Origin of the sequence: Chryseobacterium indologenes (genome assembly GCF_018362995.1) — a bacterium.
Classification (GTDB): domain Bacteria; phylum Bacteroidota; class Bacteroidia; order Flavobacteriales; family Weeksellaceae; genus Chryseobacterium; species Chryseobacterium indologenes_G.
On the sequence record NZ_CP074372.1, the window covers coordinates 932,323 to 948,837 of the forward strand.

14 protein-coding genes are annotated in these 16,515 nt (G+C 36.0%); 6 read left to right on the forward strand and 8 right to left on the reverse strand.

What is annotated here, in order from left to right; genetic code table 11:
- Positions 1-70 precede the first annotated feature (70 nt).
- The 7 genes from DYR29_RS04170 to DYR29_RS04200 form a co-directional block, all read right to left on the reverse strand.
- On the reverse strand, positions 71-676 hold the full coding sequence (locus DYR29_RS04170) for a DUF4230 domain-containing protein (protein WP_213279431.1): 606 nt from the start codon (positions 674-676) through the stop codon (positions 71-73).
- 2 nt (positions 677-678) lie between these two features.
- The gene (locus tag DYR29_RS04175; protein WP_213279432.1) at positions 679-1,242 is read right to left on the reverse strand and encodes a TlpA family protein disulfide reductase; all 564 of its coding nucleotides are present in this window, start codon (positions 1,240-1,242) and stop codon (positions 679-681) included.
- Between the two features lie 2 nt (positions 1,243-1,244).
- Positions 1,245-1,712: a nucleoside triphosphate pyrophosphohydrolase family protein gene (locus DYR29_RS04180; protein ID WP_047374946.1), complete on the reverse strand. Its 468-nt coding sequence runs from the start codon at positions 1,710-1,712 to the stop codon at positions 1,245-1,247.
- 318 nt (positions 1,713-2,030) lie between these two features.
- Positions 2,031-2,450: a hypothetical protein gene (locus DYR29_RS04185; RefSeq protein ID WP_213279433.1), complete on the reverse strand. Its 420-nt coding sequence runs from the start codon at positions 2,448-2,450 to the stop codon at positions 2,031-2,033.
- A 10-nt stretch (positions 2,451-2,460) separates the two neighbouring features.
- Positions 2,461-3,174, reverse strand: a complete 714-nt coding sequence (locus DYR29_RS04190; protein WP_213279434.1) for a glycohydrolase toxin TNT-related protein — start codon at positions 3,172-3,174, stop codon at positions 2,461-2,463.
- Between the two features lie 471 nt (positions 3,175-3,645).
- Positions 3,646-6,576: a reprolysin-like metallopeptidase gene (locus DYR29_RS04195; protein ID WP_213279435.1), complete on the reverse strand. Its 2,931-nt coding sequence runs from the start codon at positions 6,574-6,576 to the stop codon at positions 3,646-3,648.
- A gap of 440 nt (positions 6,577-7,016) precedes the next feature.
- Entirely contained in the window at positions 7,017-8,156 is a 1,140-nt protein-coding gene (locus DYR29_RS04200; RefSeq protein ID WP_047422917.1) for an acyl-CoA dehydrogenase family protein, read from the reverse strand.
- A 191-nt stretch (positions 8,157-8,347) separates the two neighbouring features.
- On the opposite strand from DYR29_RS04200, the gene DYR29_RS04205 reads away from it, so the two are divergent.
- The 6 genes from DYR29_RS04205 (at position 8,348) to DYR29_RS04230 (ending at position 15,286) form a co-directional block, all read left to right on the forward strand.
- A complete protein-coding gene (locus tag DYR29_RS04205) occupies positions 8,348-10,261 on the forward strand; it encodes an endonuclease (protein ID WP_213279436.1) in 1,914 nt (637 codons plus the stop codon).
- A gap of 248 nt (positions 10,262-10,509) precedes the next feature.
- On the forward strand, positions 10,510-11,115 hold the full coding sequence (locus DYR29_RS04210; protein ID WP_047422919.1) for a SatD family protein: 606 nt from the start codon (positions 10,510-10,512) through the stop codon (positions 11,113-11,115).
- Between the two features lie 2 nt (positions 11,116-11,117).
- Positions 11,118-11,813 carry a DUF3307 domain-containing protein gene (locus DYR29_RS04215; protein ID WP_213279437.1) on the forward strand — a complete coding sequence of 232 codons (696 nt, stop codon included), beginning with the start codon at positions 11,118-11,120 and terminating at the stop codon, positions 11,811-11,813.
- Positions 11,814-11,849: 36 nt separating this feature from the next.
- Positions 11,850-12,572 (forward strand): phosphoribosylaminoimidazolesuccinocarboxamide synthase, encoded by a 723-nt coding sequence (purC, locus tag DYR29_RS04220; protein WP_213279438.1) that lies wholly within the window; start codon positions 11,850-11,852, stop codon positions 12,570-12,572.
- Positions 12,573-12,698: 126 nt separating this feature from the next.
- Positions 12,699-14,198 carry an amidophosphoribosyltransferase gene (purF, locus tag DYR29_RS04225; protein WP_047422921.1) on the forward strand — a complete coding sequence of 500 codons (1,500 nt, stop codon included), beginning with the start codon at positions 12,699-12,701 and terminating at the stop codon, positions 14,196-14,198.
- A gap of 140 nt (positions 14,199-14,338) precedes the next feature.
- Positions 14,339-15,286, forward strand: a complete 948-nt coding sequence (locus DYR29_RS04230; protein WP_213279439.1) for a glycerophosphodiester phosphodiesterase family protein — start codon at positions 14,339-14,341, stop codon at positions 15,284-15,286.
- A 96-nt stretch (positions 15,287-15,382) separates the two neighbouring features.
- On the opposite strand, the gene DYR29_RS04235 is transcribed toward DYR29_RS04230, so the two are convergent.
- Positions 15,383-16,090: a porin family protein gene (locus DYR29_RS04235; RefSeq protein WP_213279440.1), complete on the reverse strand. Its 708-nt coding sequence runs from the start codon at positions 16,088-16,090 to the stop codon at positions 15,383-15,385.
- Positions 16,091-16,515 lie beyond the last annotated feature (425 nt).

The following is a 16,515-nucleotide window of genomic DNA, read 5'->3' on the forward strand; positions in this document are numbered from 1 at the left end:
ACTTAAATTTTTAATTTCAAGAATATGGATAATATCATTCAAAGTGTTTGCCAAACGAAAATATTTTATCCTAAAGTCCTAAAATACCAATTTTTCCGGTTTTATCCTCAATAGTATAATTCAGAGCTTTCGCCAAAACAAAAACATTATTCAGGTTTTCCATCAGCTGTTTACGGCCCTCATTTCTCAGCTGATTCTGATCAATTGATTTTTCTGCCGTTTCTTTAGCTTTTGCGGTAACATTCTTAATATCTTTTTCCGAAATTCTGTTAATGAAAGAATCATCTAAAGATTGAATTTCAACACTCGGTGTGATTCTGATTTCAGCGTCAGGAAGCTCTGTAATAACCAGTTTTTTGTTGATGGAATCTACTACGATCTTCATTTTATTAAGATCATAAGAAACCTGAGCATTGGTCTTTGTATATGTAATAATGCTGTTGCTGGAAACTTCTTTCCCGAATACTTCATAGCCCATTTTGGTTTTCTGCATACTGGAAGTGTTCTGTTCCAGCACCACCATCTTATTCATTTTGGAAATCTGATTGGTCAGGATATAATAATCCGACTGTTCAGTTTTAGTTCCAAGGTTCAGACAGGACTTCAGGCCAAAAAACAGAAGCACCATAGCTCCGGCACCGGCTGCAAAGGACAGTATTGTTCTATAATTTCTCAAATCTATTTAAAAATTTCTTTAATAACTGAGGAATCGTTCTTTTTAAGGATTTCAACCAAATCTCTTTCAATATAACCTGTAGTAGGCATTTCTACGATTCTTCCAATCTCTTTTCCATATCTTTTAAGAATAATGGTAGGGACTTTCTGAAGATTATAAAGACTTTCATCCCCGGTAGGAGATTCTTTCTTACGGTTGACGGCAATAATGTTTAATTTATTTTCCGGATAGTTTACGGCTTCCAATATTTTCATCAGTCTTGGAAAATCTCTGTGGCTGTCTTCACACCATGTCCCCATGAAAACAATCATATCATAGGTCCCGATTTTCTCTTTTTTCAATTCACTGACTGCTTTTTGGTCAAGGGCATAGTCATCATGCTCCTTTACATACCAATCTGCATAAGGAGCTTTTAAAAACTGCTCTTTCAGTTGGTTTCCCAAAAGCATTTTGCCGTCTTTCTGAGTTTCAACTTCACGGTTTACCACTACTTTTTGAGCGCTAAGCTGTTGTGCAGCTAAAAATAAGCTTGAAAAGGCAACAATATTGGTAATAAATTTTTTCATAATTATTTCTCGATAATTGATTTTAAATCAGCAGGAGAGTAGTATTTGTTTTTTAATACTTTATGATCGGCCTGTCTGTAAACGTTAAATTTTTCTCCTGACTTTTCATAAAAAGATTCTACTTCCTTCTCTTTGTAGAATTCAACGGTTTCCTTTGCCTGCTCTTCATTATCACACGCCTTCGACATATTGGAACGCTGAACTTCGTTGAATAGCTCTACAAATTTGCTGCCAAGTCCGAATTCCAGCACAGCACCACTCAAAACATACTGAAGATCACATAATGCATCTGCAATTTCTACAATATTATTGTCCGCAATTGCCTGCTTCAGTTCATTTAATTCTTCCTGTAAAAGTTCTACTCTAAGATTGCATCTTTCCGGAGAAGGAATTTGCGGGGTATCTAAAATAGGGGCTTTGAAAGTAGTATGGAATTCTGCTACTTGGTTCAGACTATCAATTTTATCCATGAATTTTTTTATTTCCCACAAAGATAGAAAAGGATTTGTAAAATGTGAAATGTACAGAAGGAAATGTATGAATAAAGAGGTGGGGAGAATTATGATATCAGATTTTGTTCTTATTTTTTTTTGTATTTACATAACCACAGATGACACAGATTTTCACGGATGTTTGTGTTTAAGCAGAATGATATATTTAATTATGTTTTGAAAATTAAAATCCTTTTATAAATCTAGGGGTTATCTGTGGACAAAATTGAATCTATAAAAATTAAAAACCACAATTTAAAATTGTGGTTTGTTTTGAAGTATTTTAATTCTATTCAATTATTTTAATTCTTCATATTTCCAGATGCCTGAAATACTTAATATTGTCAATCCCGGCTGTTTTTCACCATAGCTAAATACACCAATGTATTTTGAATGACATGATGTGCAGTCAGTACCAAAGTATAAAGTTGGCTGATCATTGACTGTCAGTTCTCCGAAATGAAGCATTCTTTGGGAAGTTTCATTAACAATTCCATGTTTTAACAATTCACTTTTGGATACTATTTTATCTTCATTGTACAACTGAAAGATGGGAAATCCTGATTCATAAGGCTTTATCTCAATGGTATTTTCATGACCACAATTACAGCAGGTAAAAGTAGTAATGGCTGAGGGAATAGCTTCATCATTAATGAAAGTGCTTTTTGTAACAGAAGCTTTTTTAGTAATACTTATTTTATTTGAAATTGAATGCATCAGAATAATTTTATGGCTGAATAACTGTGCCTACTAAGTTAGGATATTTTCCGCTTGGACTTTTCTTAATGGTCACTTTTATATAACCTTCTTCTGCCAGCTTATTCCATGTTTTCTGATAACCTGTATTGATGTCAATCGGAATTTTCCACATGGTTTGCTTTCCTTTACCCGCCTGGCTGAACCATGGAATGATATCTGCTGTCTGAGTTTTAAACTGCATTGAATTATTCAGAACATCAATCTCATAATAGAAATCGTATTTGTCTTCAGGTTGGTTTAATGCTCTTTGGGTAAACGTATAGGTATATCCGTTGATGATAGGACTTGTAAAACTTCCTCCCAAAGTAGGAACACCTGTACCGTTGTAACTGCCTACAGCTCCGCTGTATCTGTCAAATTTCTGCCCAACCTGTAAAGCAACATCATCAACAATATTGTAGCCTCCGTTGGCAGGCGGCCATCCGCCATTTAAATTATTAGCCTTAAAAAGTGATTCCAGCTCGCTCCATTTTCCTCGTTTGTAAAGATCGTATGCCTGATTTCTGATGGATTGACTTACGCTGTTGTTCGTATCATAAGTTACTGCCAGTTCATCTGCATTTTTGTAGAATACCGTGGTGACATCGGGATTGATGTCTATTACATCATCATTGTCTGAGCTACAGGCAACCGAGAACGAAGTAATGGCTAAAAAAAAGAGGTACTTAAATAAATGTTTCATATAAAAAATTTTAAATTGTTTAAAATTATAGAGGTATTAGAAGGGATACCTTTTGAAACATTATTTTCTTTATAAAGATCTTAAGTGAAATATTTATATGAATATTATTAATGATTAGTCTGTAACAGGTGTTTCAGAACTTAAATTTGCTTTAATAATACCCTTTTCAGACAGTAAATTATCGAAATATCAATTCACGCCAAAATAAATTCAAAAGAAGCAATTGCATCAGGTGTCTGAAAAACGGCCTGGAACTCCCTTAAATACAATCTGGGTAAACGGTACAATAAAATATTGTTATGCGATAAATTTAAATTAAAAAACTTTAATATTAGTTATTTTGTTTTAAATAAAATGTTTTTATGAAATTAATTACAATAATAAATGTATTTAATATAATATTTTACATTTAAAAAAATAAAACTGCCCTGTAAAGGGCAGTTTTTTCACATCGTTTAATTTTAAAAGTTATTAATTTTTAATAAATCTTTTAGATGATTCTCCAATTTGGATCATATAAGCCCCTTTGATAAGGTTGCTTACGTTCACAGAGCCTCTCTGAAGTTTTCCTGAATCAATTAGTTTTCCACCCATATCGAAGATTTTATAGTCTTCTGAAGTTGTGTTGGAAATATAAAGGATATCTCTTACAGGGTTTGGATAAAGCTTAATATCTGTGATCAGATCTTTCGTATTCTGAATATCTCCTTTTCCTGAAGAAACGATATTAAGGGTGTAATCTTCAACCTGGCCATAAGTGAAAGCTTCACATGATGAAGTAGGGATTGAACTGTATTTCATCATTACTCTCATTCTTGTTGACCCAACAGTTGAAGTAGCCGGAATGGTGATAGAACCTGTAACCGGGCTTGTTGTAGATCCGGCTTTTGTCCATGCTAATTCTCCACTATCTGTAAAGTCTCCATCACCGTTGTAGTCAATATAAACAGCGTATGCTTCGCTATATTTTGTTGATGTCCAAACCGGAGTTATAGAGAGTGTATAAGCGCTTCCTCTGGTTACATTGGTAGAAACTGAAGTGAAGTTTTCATAACCTGCAGTTCCAGTAGAAGTATTATTAATAGATCCGAACGTTACATTTCCAATTCTTTCATCAGCGGTGTTGGATGCCGAAGAAGAGCAATATGAAACGCTTCCTCCTGCAAGAGTGGTAACACTTACTGTATTGCTGGAAACAGAAGCATTTCCTGCTGCATCTTTTGCTTTAACAGAGAAAGAATACGTTGTTGATGGAGTAAGTCCTGTTACAGTATAGGTAGTAGAAGCCGTAGAACCAATTAATGAAGCCCCCTGATATACATCATATCCTGTAACACCTACATTATCAGTAGCACCTGACCAAGAAAGGTTGGTTGTTGTAGCAGTAGTTCCTGAAGCAGCAAGAGTAGGAGCTGTAGGAGCAACGGTATCAGGAGTTCCGGAACCTGCATTTACAGAAATGTTAGCATTGTTAACATCAAAGAAAATGTGGTTTGATCCTTTTACCATAATTCTTCCTGTCGATGTATTGGCATTAGGAATGGTCACTGCCTGTGAACCGTCATTTGGAGTTCCGGCTAATAGAGTAGTCCATGTATTTCCGCTGTCTGTAGACCAAAGAATGTCAACATTGGCTGTATTTACTCCGTTTGCAGTAGTTCCTGCTACATCCCATGTAATGGTTTGAGAGCTTCCTCCTGCATAGGTAGTTGCTGAGTTTTGTGAAGTTACCAGGAATGGACCTGCTGTTGAGTTAACTGTAATTACAGCGTCATCGGAATTGTTTCCTGAACCTCCAGCCTTGTTATCACGAACCGTGAATCTGAAATTCAATGTTCTTGCTACTGAAGAAAGAGCTTCTACAGTGATTTCGGAACCTGCCGTAGTGGTTGCACCTGCTAATACAGAAGCCATTCTTGGGAAGTATCTTGCAGGAGAGGTTGTTGGAACCCATGATCTGAAGTTCGGTCCTGAAGCTTTTGTTGCACTGGCTGCTGAACTTGCTCCTGTTTGAGAAGAAGAAGCATTGTCCATTTGTTCCCAGATATACGTTAAAGAATCTCCGTCGGCATCCGTTCCTGTACCTGTAAGTACAAATGGAGTTCCTTTTGGAATTGTATAGTCTAAGCCTGCATTTGCTGTCGGAATTGAATTTCCTGTATTTGTATTGACAGAACAAGTTTTAGCTTTGATATTATTGGTGATCTGCTGAATGCTTATTGCATGGAAAAATGCATCAGAATGCGGCTGAATATCCTGGCTGGTAATTCCTGCGTACCCCATAATGGTTGATCCTGATCCCGGTTCCATATTGGCACCTGTTCCTTCATTATTCATAGAGAATGTGTGATTTCCACCGAACTGATGTCCCATTTCGTGAGCCACGTAGTCGATATCAAAATTATCTCCTGAAGGAATAGCATCTGCCGGGGAAGTATATCCGCTTCCTTTTGATCCGTTTGTACAGATACAGCCGATACAACCTGCATTTCCTCCACCTCCTGAAGCTCCGAACAAGTGTCCGATATCATAGTTGGCTTCACCAATTACAGATGTTAAAGTACTTTGTAACTGTGAATTCCAGCTGCTCATTCCTGAAGCGGCGGAATAAGGGTCTGTGGAAGCATTGGTGTAGATTACAGCGTCATTGTTGGCGATCAAAACCATTCTTGCTGCGAAGTCTTTTTCAAAAACACCGTTTACACGGGTCATTGTGGTATTCATTGCAGCTAAAGCCTGAGCTTTTGTACCCCCGAAATAAGTAGTGTATTCTCCGGTACAGGATAGGGCCAGTCTGAATGTTCTCAGTTTGGCATCATCTGCATTAGGTCTTGCCGCAAGAGCAGAATTGGAAACTCCTTTCTGTGCAGCATCTACAACAGTACATTCAAACTTGTTAAGATCATCTTTTTTGTCAGACTTTCTGTATACTACATACGTGGAAAGATCTTTGGTGTAAGGCTCAATGAAAACGGCAGATTTATCACCGTAGATTTCCATTGATGACAGTCCAAGCGGAGAAACGCTGAAATAGACTGTAGAATTAGGATCATCCAGACCTTGTCCTACGTAGGATTTGATATCCGGATATTTTGCTGCCAGTTCAGGGGCAAAATTGGAATTCTCCCTCACTTTAAAATTTTCCATTCTGCCTTCAGAATTTGGAAAAGAAATGATGAGTTCTGATTTTTCGCCTGCAGCCAGTCTTTTGGGAGCTTTTGATAAAGCATTTTTCAATCCGTCGATGTTTAGGTTGTAAACTTTAGGATTGCTGATACCGGTTTTGTTTTCAAAAACCTCTGATGAAGTTTTTCTGGAACCTTCAGACCAAAGACGGTCAGTCTGTGCGAAAGAAATACCCGAGATAAGGAGCATTCCAATCAGCGTTAATTGTTTTTTCATATTAAATACTAAATTTGATTGTGGAATATCAAAGCTAATGAAAAATATATTATGAAAAACAGAATTTTTTAAGAAAAATTTGGAATATTGCCTTAAAATATTATGCAATACATTGAATGTAATTGAAAAAGCTTATTAATAAAAGAAAAGTGAAATTGATGAAATGAATTTTAATTGTAAAAAAAATGAAATAGGTGTATTTTTTTATTAATTCATTAAAATGAGACAATAAAATTTATTAATTATTTAATTATGTATGGATATTAATAGTGAATTGAATTTATAAATGTTATACATTTTGTTCACAAAAAAGCTGTTTCATTTTTTGAAACAGCTTATTATATTTATATGATCCTCAATACATTTTATCATCACTAGTAGGGGCATAAAGTCCATGAACTTTATTCCTCGGCTGACCATTCGTATTGGGATTAAAAGATTTATTTTGTAATATCTCTTCCGATAACTAGTCTCTGGATCTCAGAAGTACCTTCACCGATTGTACAAAGCTTAGAGTCTCTGTAGAACTTTTCAGCCGGGAAATCCTTTGTATAACCGTATCCTCCGAAGATCTGAACAGCATTGTTAGAAATTCTCACACAAGCTTCAGAAGCATACAGTTTTGCCATAGCTCCTTCTTTTGTCATTTTTTGTTTTGCATTTTTCAAGGTAGAAGCTCTTTGAATAAGAAGTTCAGCAGCATCAATTTCTGTTGCCATATCTGCTAACATAAAGTTGATCGCCTGGAAATCTGCAATAGGCTTTCCGAACTGATGTCTCTCTTTTGCATATTTCAAAGCAGCTTTGTAAGCTCCTCTTGCAGTACCTAAGCTTAGAGCAGCGATAGAAATTCTACCACCATCCAATACTTTCATAGCCTGCTTGAAGCCTTCACCTACTTCACCTAAACGGTGAGAATCCGGTACGCGTACATTATCAAAGATCAGTTCTGCGGTTTCAGAAGCACGCATTCCTAATTTATTTTCTTTTTTCCCGGAAGTAAACCCAGGCATTCCTTTTTCTAAAACAAAAGCTGTAGAGTTGTTCTTAGCACCTATTTCTCCTGTTCTTGTCATTACTACGGCAATATCTCCTGAAATAGCATGAGTGATAAAGTTTTTAGCTCCGTTGATAACCCATTCGTCACCATCTTTTACAGCGGTAGTAGACATTCCTCCTGAATCTGAGCCTGTATTGTGTTCTGTAAGTCCCCAAGCTCCGATTACTTTTCCGGAAGCCAGCTGAGGAAGCCATTTGTGTCTCTGCTCTTCATTTCCAAATTCATAGATATGGTTGGTGCAAAGAGAGTTGTGTGCTGCTACAGAAAGACCGATAGATGGGTCAACCTGAGAAATTTCATCCAGAATAGTCACATACTCATGATAACCTAAACCAGAACCTCCATATTGTTCAGGAACAACAATTCCCATAAAACCCATCTCACCTAACTGGTGGAATAAGTCTTTTGGAAAAGTCTGGCTTTCATCCCACTCCATAATGTTCGGTCTGATGTTCTTTTCTGCAAATTCTCTAGCCGTCTCCGCTATCATTTTGATGTTGTCAATAGTCTCTGTATTCATATAATAATAGTTAGTGCCCAAAGATAACCAAATTGATGGAATGCTAAAATAAATTATTTCATTCGTAATATTTAAGCAGTAATGCGTTTAATTTTCAATTTTTTATATTTTCATAATTAATGTTTTCTTAATAAAATATTCAACCTTTTCCGTTTTTTATTTCACTATTTTAGTTCCCCAATTTTTAAGGCATGAAAAAAATTTTACTTCCTATCATTTTAATTTCATCATATATTTCTGCTCAGGCACCTGCCGGATATTATGACGGAACAGCTGGATTGACGGGGTACGCCCTGAAGTCGAAGCTGCACGATATTATTTCGTATAAAATGATCAACTGGCATTATGATGATCTGAAGATACTTTATAATCAGACTGATCTCGATAAATATTATGATCATGATGCTTCTAATACACAGTACATGCTGGATATTTATTCGGAAATACCTGCGGGACCTGATGCTTATGAATACAAATCAGATCAGTTAATAGCTGGTGCGTCCGGAGAAGGATTGGGTTATAACAGAGAGCATATGATGCCTCAAAGTACATTCAGTACAAGCTCTTCTGTCAGTGATTACCCTATGTATTCGGATCTGAACTTCATTATTCCTGTTGATGCCTATATCAATCAGCGAAGGAATAATTATCCTTATGGAATAGGAAATAGTACCAATCATTATATTTTCAGCAATACTTCGAGGATGTCCAATGCTGCAATTCCGAATTATCCTTATACCGGAAGAGTTTACGAACCTATTAACGAATTTAAAGGAGATATTGCAAGAACCTTATTATATTTTGCCGTAAGATATGAAGGTAAACTGGGGTCGTTTAATACAGCTTATACTACATCAGCCAACTTAACACCGGCTACAGATCAGTGCCCGCTTGACGGAACCGAAGAAAGAGCTGTTGATCTTCCCTATGTTGCCATGCTGAAGCAATGGAGTGCTGCAGATCCTGTTTCGCAGAGAGAAATCGACAGGAATAATGCTATCTATACCATTCAGAAAAACAGAAATCCATTTATTGACCATCCTGAGTGGATTGATATGATCTGGTCTGAAACTCCTGATAATGTTGCTCCCACAGCTCCCGGCTCCCTGGTTTCAACGCAGCAGAATGCTTATTTTGTGAATCTGAACTGGACAGCTTCTCCTGATACCGATGTTTTAGGATACAGAATTTATATGAATGGCTCAGCAACACCTGTAGCTGTTACAAAAGGAACTTCCATAAGCATAGACCACCTGAGCCCGTCAACAACTTATACTTTTACTGTGAAAGCTTTTGATAAAGCATATCTGGAGTCTCCATTCAGTAATACAGTTACAGCTTCAACAATTGCTTCGGATTCATATGCTCCGGATCTTATGATTACAAAATATATATCAGGGACCAATACAGATTTCATTAAGAATAACGCTCTGGAAATTGTTAATAAAACCGGACATGAGATTAATTTAAATAATTACAGAATTAATATTCAGTTTAAAAACAATTCTTCAGGAGCTATTTACAATGGGGACACCTATGAACTGGAAGGTAAAGTTGGAAATAATGAAACTTTTGTTATTTTGAATCCAAAAGCTGCTTTATCATGCTATACCAATGGTCAGGCAAGATTTGTAACGGCTTCTGATCCTATGCTGTTTGCAGGACAAAACTATGTGGAACTTGCTTATAATAAAACGGTTACTATAGATGCTGTAGGCGTAAAATATACTACCAATAATAACGGAAATGTATCTTTATATAGAAAAAATACGGTTAATCAGCCGGCAAGTACTTTTAATATCAGTCAATGGGATTCTTATCCCTCCAATTACTGTCAGGATCTTGGCGGTACATTGTCGTCTTCGGAACTGATTACTTCTGCCAATGAATTTAAAATATACCCGAATCCGGTTTACGATGATCTCTATGTAAGCGGAGCAACTGAACAGATAAAAACAGCTCGAATTATAGATCTTTCCGGAAAAGTAATTTACACAGAGAAAGATCCGTTCAGAAAGAAGAAAAGTATTTCAGTGCAGGGGATTCCGGCGGGAATTTATTTCTTGCAGCTTGACGATAAGGCCCATCAGTTTATTAAAAGATAGAGTATGAGTGGATAGCAGAAAATAGTTTCTTGCTTAAAAATAAAGTGAAAAATGTAGAGTTAAAGTAAATGTAATGATAAAAATTTCATCAGTTTTTTGCATTTTCATAAATTTAAGTTTTTCATTAAAAGCCTAAAAACCTTATGGTTACTGCATAATCGATATAAGCAGATTCACTAATAATCAATATCTATAAGTGTTTCTGCTTATATTTTTTATTTATAAGTAATTATGCTTATATTTGCAGTATGATAGCGGTCATTACCGGTGATATTATAAATTCACAGCATGCGGACACTGAAGTTTGGATTACCAGACTTAAAAATCTTCTCGAAAGATGGGGAAGCGCTCCTGGCACATGGGAAATCTACAGGGGAGATGAGTTCCAGTTCAAATGCAATATTGATGACGTTTTCTGGCGGTTTCTAGCCATAAAATCTCTTATTAAAAGTCTGGAAAATTTAGATGTAAGGATGGCCATAGGTATTGGTGAAGAAAGTTTCTCATCTGAGAAAATCACAGAATCCAATGGTACGGCCTATGTACATTCCGGAAGACTGCTTAATGACCTTAAAAATGACGGGCACACTGTTGCCATCAAAACATCCAGCGACCCTGTGGACAGGGATCTTAATATCCTGTTGAAATGGTCTTCCAAAGATTTTGACAACTGGACTATGGCTACGGCAGAGATCATTCATGAAATGATCATGAATCAGGATATTACCCAGGAAGATCTTGCTAAAAGATTTGCTATTTCACAGTCTTCTGTAAGCCAGAGGCTGAAGCGAGCCAACTATGAGCTCATCGTGGAAACCAACCAGTATTTCAGAAAGAAAATCTCAGAACTATAGGCATGATCTTTATCAAACTCATATTGGCACATCTACTCGGAGATTTTATACTTCAGCCAAATTCATGGGTTGCAGATAAGGAGAACTATAAACTAAAAAGTAAGTTTTTATACCTTCATGTTCTGATTCACACAGCATTAAGCCTTATTTTCCTTTGGGATCTGAAACTTTGGTGGGTAGCCGCTTTGGTGGGGATTACTCATTTCATTATTGATGCTGCCAAACTGACATTTCAAAATGTAAAGACTAAAAAAAGATGGTTTTTCATTGATCAGTTGCTGCATGTTCTTGTAATTATCGGAGTTTCATTTTATTTCCAGGAATTCAGCTTTGGATTTTTACAGAATCAGGAATTTTTAAAGATACTTATGGCAGCGTTGTTTTTAACGAAACCCGCATCTATTTTTATCAAAATCTTATTGTCATCATGGACACCTGCTCCGGATGGCCCAAACACTATTCAAACCGAATCTTTATCAAGTGCCGGAAAATATATCGGAATTTTAGAACGTCTGCTGGTCTTCACTTTTATCATGGTGAACCACTGGGAAGGCGTAGGTTTCATGGTGGCTGCCAAATCTGTTTTCAGGTTCAGCGACCTTGCACAGGCAAAACAGAGAAAACTTACAGAATATGTATTAATTGGTACGCTGCTGAGTTTTGGACTGGCTGTCTTAACGGGAATAATTATAAAATAAATCAATAAATCTAACTACAATTTAGAAAGTAAAATTATGAGTCAAAAGAAAGAAATGTTGTACGAGGGGAAAGCAAAACAGGTATTTGCAACCGATAATCCTGATGAAGTAGTAGTACGTTTCAAAGACGATGCTACAGCATTTAACGCTCAAAAGAAAGGTCAGGTTGATCTTAAAGGGGAAATGAACAACGCCATCACAACCCTTATTTTTGAATACTTAAATGAAAAAGGAATCAAAACTCATTTCATCAAACAATTGGACGAAAGAGAGCAGTTGGTAAGAAAAGTATCTATCATTCCTTTGGAAATGGTGGTAAGAAACTACTCTGCAGGAAGCATGGCACAAAGATTAGGAGTTGAAGAAGGAATCAAATCTCCGGTAACCATCTTCGATATTTGCTACAAAAAAGACGAATTGGGAGATCCGCTTATCAATGATCACCACGCTGTTTTCTTAGGAGCTGCTACTTACGAAGAGCTTGACGAAATGTATGAATTGACTTCGGATATCAATGAGATCCTTATCGACCTTTTTGATAAAATCAATATCATCCTTGTAGATTTCAAAATCGAATTAGGTAAAACTTCTGAAGGTGAAATTATCCTTGCTGACGAGATTTCTCCGGATACCTGCAGACTTTGGGACAAAGATACTATGAAGAAGCTTGACAAAGATAGATTCAGAAGAGACTTAGGAGAAGTTACTGAGGCTTATGTAGAAATCTATAACCGTCTTAAAAATCTTTTACAGAAATAAGCTTTCAGAGAAGGGTTATTATTCTGAAAACAATTTGTTATTTAAAACAAAAATTAAAAACTGAAGTTAACTTAGACTAATTTCTAACATCTAATATCTAACTTCTAATCATTAGAAAAAATAGAAATGAAAAGTTTAGACATTCATAAAAGTGAATATTTAAAACAGTTTGAAACCCAGACTTACGGAAGAAATCTTTTCAGAACTCAGGAAGAGGAAAGACTGGATGCTCCCAACGAAGAATGTGGGATCTTCGGATTGTATTCGGATAATGATCTGGATACTTTCTCTCTTTCACAGTTCGGGCTTTTTGCATTACAGCACAGAGGTCAGGAAGCTTGTGGTATCTCCGTTTTAAAAGACGGAAGAATCACCAATATGAAAGATGAAGGGCTGGTTTTAGATGTTTATAAAGAAATTCAGGAACCTGAAACTTTTATGGGAAATTCTGCAATTGGGCATACCCGTTATACCACTGCAGGAGATAAAAAGAAATATAATTTCCAGCCATTTTTCGCGAAAAACGAATATGACCAGATTATACTTTCTATAGCACACAACGGTAACCTTACCAATGCGAAAGAATTAAAAGAGGAATTAGAGGCGGAAGGCGTAGTTTTCAGAGCTACATCTGATTCTGAGGTAATCCTTAGACTGATCCAGAAAAACCTTGATTTAGGCCTTCGCGGAGCTATTAAAGCAACGATGGAAAAGATCGAGGGAGCTTATTCCGTGGTGGGAATGACAAGAAATAAGTTCTTTGCATTCAGAGACTTCAACGGAATCCGTCCATTAGTTTTAGGAGCTATCGATGAAAGATCTTATGTAGTAGCTTCAGAATCTGTGGCATTGGATGCTGTAGGAGCTCAATATGTACGTGATATCCTTCCTGGTGAGATCATTTATACCAATGAAAACGAACCTGGAAAACTTCATTCTTATATGATGGATGAGGCGAAAGGAAAGCAGAGAATCTGTTCTTTTGAATATATTTATTTTGCAAGACCTGACTCTACTTTAGAAAACATCAATGTATACGAAATCAGAGAAAAATCTGGGGAGAAAATCTGGGAACAGGCTCCTGTAGAGGCTGATCTGGTTATTGGAGTTCCGGATTCCGGAGTTCCTGCTGCCATTGGGTTCTCTAAAGCTTCAGGAATCCCTTTCCGTCCTGTTTTGATTAAAAACAGATATATCGGAAGAAGCTTCATTGTTCCTACACAGGAAATGAGAGAAAGGGTAGTGAACCTTAAACTGAACCCGATCATCTCTGAGATGAAGGATAAAAGAGTAGTGATCATTGATGATTCTATCGTTCGAGGGACAACATCTAAGAGACTTGTTAAAATTCTAAAAGATGCAGGAGTAAAGGAAATCCACTTTAGAAGTGTTTCTCCCCCAATCATTGCACCATGTTATCTGGGAATTGATACTCCGTCTAAAGATGATCTGATCTCTGCCAACATGACGACAGAAGAACTTAAAAATTATTTAGGAGTAGATTCCCTGGAGTTTTTAAGCATAGATAACCTGAAAACCATTTTAGGGTCTGCCAATCACTGTTTCGGATGCTTTACAGAAGAATATCCTGTAGGAAAAGGAGAAGAGGTAGATTTATTCAATTAATCTCTTTATTAAAATCATAAAAAACAAAAGAGCCGGGTATAACCTGGCTCTTTTTTCTTATAAATGTAGCAGAAGCTTAATATTCCTGTATCATACAATATACAATAGAGTTTTAATTTTGTCTGATTAAAACTTAGGATATGAAAAACGCATTTTTCACGGGTATTTTTCTGGTATTTACCCAGTTTTACGCTTCACAATCTTTCGATAAACAGGCACATCGTGGAGGGAAATCTCTTTACCCGGAAAATACCATCCCGGCAATGAAAAATGCTTTAAAAATGAATATAACGACCCTGGAAATGGATCTGGCTATCACAAAGGACAAAAAGGTTATTCTTTCCCATGATGCTTTCCTTTCGCCAGAATTGGTTACCAAGCCGGATGGAACCTACATTCCAAAAGACTCAGGTTTTTATTATAAAATCTATGAAATGTCTTACGCAAAGATTAAGACATTTGATGTAGGTTTAAAAAAACTGAGCAATTATCCTGATCAAACGAAAATGAAGGCTCAAAAACCTTTGTTTTCAGATGTAATAGATGCATGTGAAGCCTATGCCCGTGAGTTAAAAAGACCATTACCTTTTTATAATATAGAAACAAAGACACGTCCTTTCTCTGATAACATATTTCATCCTGAGCCCAAAGAATTTGTAGATCTGATGATGAAGATTATTATAGAGAAAAAGATTCAGGACAGATTGATTATCCAGTCTTTTGATCCCAGAACACTGGAAATCCTTCATAAAAAATATCCTAAAATAATGACCGCTCTTCTGGTTGAAAAAGTAGATGATAAAAAGCTGGCTCAGCAACAGTCTTATTTTAAAAACATTCCTGTTGAGAAATTCAAAATGTATCCCGATCATTTGAGCGGAGTAGCAGGAGATATGAAATTTTTGAGTTTTACCCCTGACATTTACAGTCCCGAACATAATCTTGTAACACCACAATTAATACAGGAATGTCACGCATTAGGAATGAAAGTGATCCCATGGACCGTAAATACAAAAGAAAGATTGAAGGAATTAAAGGATATGGGAATAGACGGAGTAATCAGCGATGATCCCAGAATATATATTTGAATAGATTCTTTTTAAATATAAATAGCCGGAAGAAAAATCTTCCGACTATTTTATGCGTGCAGGTTAATGCACTTAGGTTAAAAAATTGGTTTTTAATTAGAACTTATAGTTCAAACCTAACTGAAATACTCTGTTGTTGTTTTCAGCAGCAGGTCTGCTCTTATCAATTTTAGTTAAGCTGTTTACGTATCTTGCACTTACACCAATGTTGGAAGTGATATCATACCCTAAACCAAGACCCAATCCGAAATTGAATTTGTTGATCATATCTTTGTCGATATCCTGAGAGTTTGAACTTGCAGTAGTTGTAGTAATACCTCCTGTAGTACTTGCTACAGTAGATTCTGATTTGTTTTTACCATTAAGGAAATAACTGAATTCTGGTCCTGCTTCAATATAAAACTTATCGATAGGTCTCATTTGAACCATTAATGGAACTGAAATGTAGTTCATTTGCACTCTGCTCTGTACTTTAGTCTTTACGTTTGTAACGCCATTGTCAGTTTCTGTAGAATACATTACATCTTTAGCCCCCATTTGGTTGAATAATACCTCTGGTTGGAAACTGAATTGTTTTGAAATTGGAATATTAACGAATGCACCTGCATGGAAACCTAGTTGCTGAGTATTGATCCCAAATTTCTGCTGACTGAAGTAAGAAGAGTTTCCCCCTGCTTTAATCCCGAATCTAACGGGTTGAACATCGTTTTTTAGTGGTGATGCATTTACTGTTTTTGTTTCTGTCTCTTGAGCGAAAGCTAATGTACCAGCAGTTAATGCTAATCCTAAAAATAACTTCTTCATAATTTTATTTTTTTAATTTTACTATTTGTGTGTCGGATGATTTCTCAATCAGACTCCAATTATTTTGCAAATTGCTTGCCAAAGTTGAAAAATGCCTGTTTAAAGGGGTTTTGGAGAGGTTTTTCAGAAAGTTTTTTTTAATCATTTATCCCTTTTTAATGAATAAATGTATTCCAAACGGACTATTTTATGAAAAGAGTTGAAGAGTTAAAAAAAATTACTGTAGATAATTGAAATGATAAAAAATTTAAAAGCAGAAGCTGTTTTATAAATAAAATAGAGTAGTAAAACCATTCCAGAACCTGAAATTAAAAATCAGACCATTATAAATCTGGTATCGTTTTGAAAATAATAAATATCCCCATTTAAAGTTTTATTTTTTATTTATGGTGAGAAAACATCTGCCATAAAGGGAGGAGTGTTAA